This is a genomic window from Actinomycetota bacterium (genome assembly GCA_018830725.1).
GTDB lineage: Bacteria > Actinomycetota > Humimicrobiia > JAHJRV01 > JAHJRV01 > JAHJRV01.
In genome coordinates, this window is sequence record JAHJRV010000110.1 from 1 (window position 1) to 5173 (window position 5173).

At 30.5% G+C, this 5173-nt stretch carries 3 protein-coding genes; all 3 read left to right on the plus strand.

Annotation, left to right across the window (positions count from 1 at the left end; translation table 11 throughout):
• Nucleotides 1-1936, plus strand: a 1936-nt coding sequence (locus KKC53_05520) for a DUF1926 domain-containing protein (GenBank protein MBU2598612.1), incomplete at its 5' end; no start/stop codon positions are given.
• Nucleotides 1937-1956: 20 nt separating this feature from the next.
• Nucleotides 1957-3666, plus strand: a complete 1710-nt coding sequence (locus KKC53_05525) for a glycoside hydrolase (protein MBU2598613.1) — start codon at nt 1957-1959, stop codon at nt 3664-3666.
• 39 nt (nt 3667-3705) lie between these two features.
• Nucleotides 3706-5169: a glycogen synthase GlgA gene (gene glgA, locus KKC53_05530; GenBank protein MBU2598614.1), complete on the plus strand. Its 1464-nt coding sequence runs from the start codon at nt 3706-3708 to the stop codon at nt 5167-5169.
• Nucleotides 5170-5173 lie beyond the last annotated feature (4 nt).

Below are 5173 nucleotides of genomic sequence, written 5' to 3' on the forward strand. Positions count from 1 at the left end.
AGCAAAGAAACATCCTGAGTATATTTCTATACTAAAAGAGATGGTAGATAGAGGACAAGTGGAGATCAAAACTGGGGGATTTTATGAGCCAATACTCCCCATAATACCTGATGAAGATAGATATGTTCAGATAGAAAAATTGACCAAATATATTCAAGAATTAACAGGATATGTCCCAACAGGTATGTGGTTGACTGAGAGAGTTTGGGAACCACATCTTGCTCAAGTATTATCAAAAGCAAAAATAAAGCATGTCTCTGTAGATGAGTCACATTTCAAACTGACAGGATTTTCCAAGCAACAACTAAGGGGTTATTTTATTACAGAGGAACAGAATAATAAATTAGCCATTTTTCCAATTAGCAAAGATCTTCGTTATTTAATTCCCTTCTCTCCAGTTTCCAAAATAATTGATTATTTTAAAGAAATAGCATCTGAGAATGAGAGAAATCTGGTGGTTTTGGATGATGATGGTGAAAAATTTGGAGGTTGGCCAAACACTTATAAATGGATATATGAAGATAGATGGCTTGAGCAATTTCTTACTGCTTTAGAAAGTGAAAGTTCATGGATAAAACTTTACACATTTTCTGAATTTATGGAAAAGTTTTCACCTCTGGGAAGAGTATATCTTCCGACTGCTTCATATCCAGAGATGCTCGAGTGGTCCGGTGGTTTTTGGAGAAATTATCTTGTTAAGTATCCTGAAATTAATAATATGCAGAAGAAAATGTTTTATCTTTCAAAATGGGCAAGAGAGGTTGGAAATAAAGAAGCTTATGAACATGTACTTGCCAGTCAGTGTAATGATGTATATTGGCATGGAATTTTTGGTGGTGTATATATTCAATTTATGAAAATGGCATTATATCGTCATATGATTGAAGCTGAAAGATTATTAGAAGAACAATCTCATAATAACGAAATGTTTCTGAATAAAAAGGTTTTTGATTTCAATTTAGATGGTCATGATGAAGTGATATTATCTAATAAATTTTTAGGTGTATATATAACTCCTTATAATGGTGGAACTGTATTTGAATTGGACTATAAGCCAAAACCTTTCAATCTAATTGCTACTTTAGCAAGGAGAGAGGAATCTTATCATAAAACAATAAAGGAAAAAGCAAAAGAGAGTAAGTCAAGAGAGAGTAAGATTGAAGAAAGTGAGTTCAAAGAGAGTGAAATTAAAGAGAGTGAGTTTAGGGATAGTAAGACTGAAGAGAAAGACGAAGGCATAACTACAATTCATCATATAGAAGCTTTAAAGGAAGGGGATCTTAAAAAATTATTAAATTATGATAAGTGGCCTAACTATAGTTTTAGAAATTATATTCTCTCTTATGATACCAATCTTGATTCATTTCAGAGAAGGGAATATAAAGAATTTGGAAATTTTGCCAATGGAGTATACTCATTTCAACTTATAGAGAATGGAGTAAAACTTAATAGAGAAGAGAGGATTTTTATTAATGGCAATGAAAGTTTTATAAATATAAAAAAAAGATATGAAATTGAGAAGGAAAACTCTATTCTTAAAGTTAATTATTTAGTAGAAAATAAGGGCCAAACAAGTTTATTATCAATTTTTGCTGTGGAGACATTTTTTTCAATGTTAAGTGGTTATGATGAAAATGCTGTGCGATACTATATTCCAGAAGTTGAATTAAAAGATAAATATATGGCAAGTTATGGGGAGATAAAAGATATAGGTGAAGTCATAATAAAAAATTATCTTGAAGGATTTAATATAATACTAAAATTTACCCCAGAAGCAACTGTTTGGAGATTTCCTATTGAGACAGTTTCTCAATCTGAAACGGGAATGGAGAGAACATATCAAAGTTCAGCTGTAGTTCCAAATTGGAAACTTAAATTAGAACCGAATGAAAATTTTTCAGCAGAAATATTATTAAAGATATCAAATTTTAAATAGGAATATAGAAGAATTATTTTATGTTAATTAAAAAAAAATCAGAATATCCACTTCATATTGCCTTCATATGGCATATGCACCAGCCATGGTATTTAAATAGTGATAGTAGTATTGGGGGTGGTAACATTGCTTTCCTTCCATGGGTTAGACTGCATTCAATTAAAGATTATCTGGACATGGTTACAATTTTAGATAACTATCCTAATATAAAACAAACTTTTAATTTAGTTCCTTCATTAGTGAAGCAAATAGAACTGATTTCTGACGAAGAAATTAGTGATAAATATTTAGATATTAGTTTGAAACCTGCATCAAAACTTACAATAAAGGAAAAAAGGTTTATACTCGATTGGATGTGTCCGCCTAACAATATTAAAAGAATTTCGAATTATGAGCAATATAAAAAGATTTTAATTAAAATAGAAGATTTAAAAAGAAATTTTAATGTAGGAAGTTTAAAAAGAGATCTAGAAGGTTCTTTATCTATCATAAACAAACTAACTGATCAGGAATATAGGGATCTTCAAGTATGGTTTGATCTTTCCTGGTTTGATCCAGTGTGTATAAATAATAATCATTTCTTAAGCAGACTTGTCAAAAAAGGTAAATGTTATAGTGAGGAAGAGAAGAAAAGCCTCTATGATGAGCAACTTAAAATTATAAAAAGAATAATTCCAAAATATAAGCAAATGGGGGAGCAAAAAAGGATTGAAATCATAAGTTCTCCTTATTATCATCCAATATTACCCCTTTTAATAGATAATAAAGTGGCTATTGAAGCTAATCCAAAAAGCATTGTTCCTAATAACCATTTCACATTTTTAGAAGATGCAAGAATGCAAATAGAAAAAGGTCTTAATTTTCATAAATCAATATTTGGTCTAAAACCTGCAGGGGTTTGGTCACCTGAGATGGCAGTTTCGAATGAATCATTAAAGATTTTAGCAGAATCTGGGATTTTTTGGACAATCGCTGATCAGAATATCTTAAGTAAAAGTATTAATATGGACTTATCTTTGCAAAATGATAGATTAATAAAAAACCCTCATCTTCTTTATAAGCCGTATACTTTCTTTAATGGTAATAACTCTATAAATATAATTTTCAGGGACCAGATTTTATCTGACCTGATAGGCTTTGTATATAATGGTATGAACTGGCAGGAAGCAATCAACGATTTTATGGATAGGATTGAGAGGATATATTTTTCAGTTTCACAAGACTTTAAACCTTATTTAGTAACCATTGCTTTGGATGGAGAGAACTGTTGGGAGTATTATGAAAAAGATGGAGTTGAGTTCTTATTTAATCTATATAAAAAATTGAATGAAAGTAATCAGTTTAAGTTAGTTAGTGTGACTGATTATTTAAGCAAATATCCACCAATAGATAGACTTTATAACATAAAGTCTGGATCATGGGTGAGGGGAGATTTCTCAAACTGGATAGGAGGAGAGGGACAGAATCAAGCTTGGGATCACCTTTATCAAGCCAGGGTTGATGTGGAAAAATATATAAAATCTGGGGTTGATGTGGAAAAAAGAGAAAAGATTTTAAGGGAAATATATATTGCTGAGGGAAGTGATTGGTTCTGGTGGTTAGGTGATAATGAAAAATCTGGAATGGATGAATTATGGGAACAAGAGTTTAGGGAACACTTATTTAAAATTTATGAAATTTTAGGAATTTCACCACCAGAAAATCTTAAATCACCAATAAAAATTATATAATTAATTTATTTTGTCATTTAAATTAATGGAGGAACAAGAGTGAAAATACTTTTAGCGTCATCAGAAGTATATCCTTATGCAAAGGTGGGAGGATTAGCTGATGTAGTAGGTAGTCTCCCATTCGCATTATCAAAGTTAGGTCATGATGTAAGAGTTGTGATGCCAAAATATAAAGAAGTGGAAGATAAAATAGTTGGGTTAAAAAAAGTAGATGATATATTAAAAATTTATATGGGAAATTCTGGCATTATAGAAACAAAGATATATGAAGGGATAATGGGTCAAGAAGTTCCAATTTATTTTATTGAAAATAATCAGTATTTTTATAGGGACCAAATTTATGGAACTAAAGAGGGTGACTATCCTGATAATGCTCATAGATTTACCCTTTTTTCAAGAGCTATTCTAATGATGTTAAGAAAATTAGAATGGTTTCCAGATGTTATTCATTGTAATGATTTTCATACGGCTTTGGTTCCTGTTTTACTAAAAACGGAATTTAAAGATAATCCTCTTTATAATAGAATTGCTACAATTTTTACAATTCACAATTTAGCCTATCAGGGGATTTTTTCACATGATTTATTAGATGAAGTTGGTCTTGATAAAAATTTATATTCTATAGATAAAATGGAGTATTGGGGAAAATTAAATTTCATGAAAGGTGGAATGATATTTTCTGAAAAGATAAATACGGTAAGTCCAACTTATAGTAAAGAAATTCTTACACCAGAATATGGTTGTGGTTTAGATGGGGTGTTGAGAACCAGAGAAAAGGATCTATTTGGAATTATAAATGGGATAGATTATACACAATGGAATCCAGAGACTGATAGGTCTATTAAGAAAAGATATTCCAAAAAGAACCTGGAAGGAAAAATAAAATGTAAAAAAACTATTTTAATAGAACAGGGCTTAAGAAGTACTCGCTTAAGTATAAAAGCACCACTTATTGGAATCATATCAAGATTAGCTGACCAGAAGGGATTGGATCTTGTTGAAAAAGCTATGGAAAAGATTATAAATTTAGGAGCAAATTTAACAATATTGGGAACTGGAGATGTTCACTATCATAAAATTTTTGAAAAGATGTCATATAAATTTAAGGAAAATTTTAAAGTAAATTTAAGGTTTGATTCAAAATTAGCACACAAAATTTATGCAGGTTGTGACATGTTTTTAATGCCTTCAAGATTTGAACCCTGCGGATTAGGACAGATGATTAGCTTAAAGTATGGGACAATACCAATTGTTAGAAAAACTGGAGGATTAGCGGATACGGTAATTGACTGTGATAAACATGTAGAAAGTGGCACAGGATTTGTTTTTAAAGAAGCGAGTTCAAAGGATATGCTTTCAGCAATTAAAAGAGCAATTGATGTGTTTAAAGATAAAAAGAGGTGGGGTAGAATTGTCAGAAGGGCAATGGAACAGGATTTTTCGTGGAATAAATCAGCTAAAGAATATGTTAAACTATATAATGAATCAATATTATCAAAATAAATTA

What these genes read in the sequence shown, in the direction of transcription:
- KKC53_05525 (MBU2598613.1), top strand. Translation starts at nt 1,957, where the DNA reads ATGTTAATTAAAAAAAAATCAGAATATCCACTTCATATTGCCTTCATA.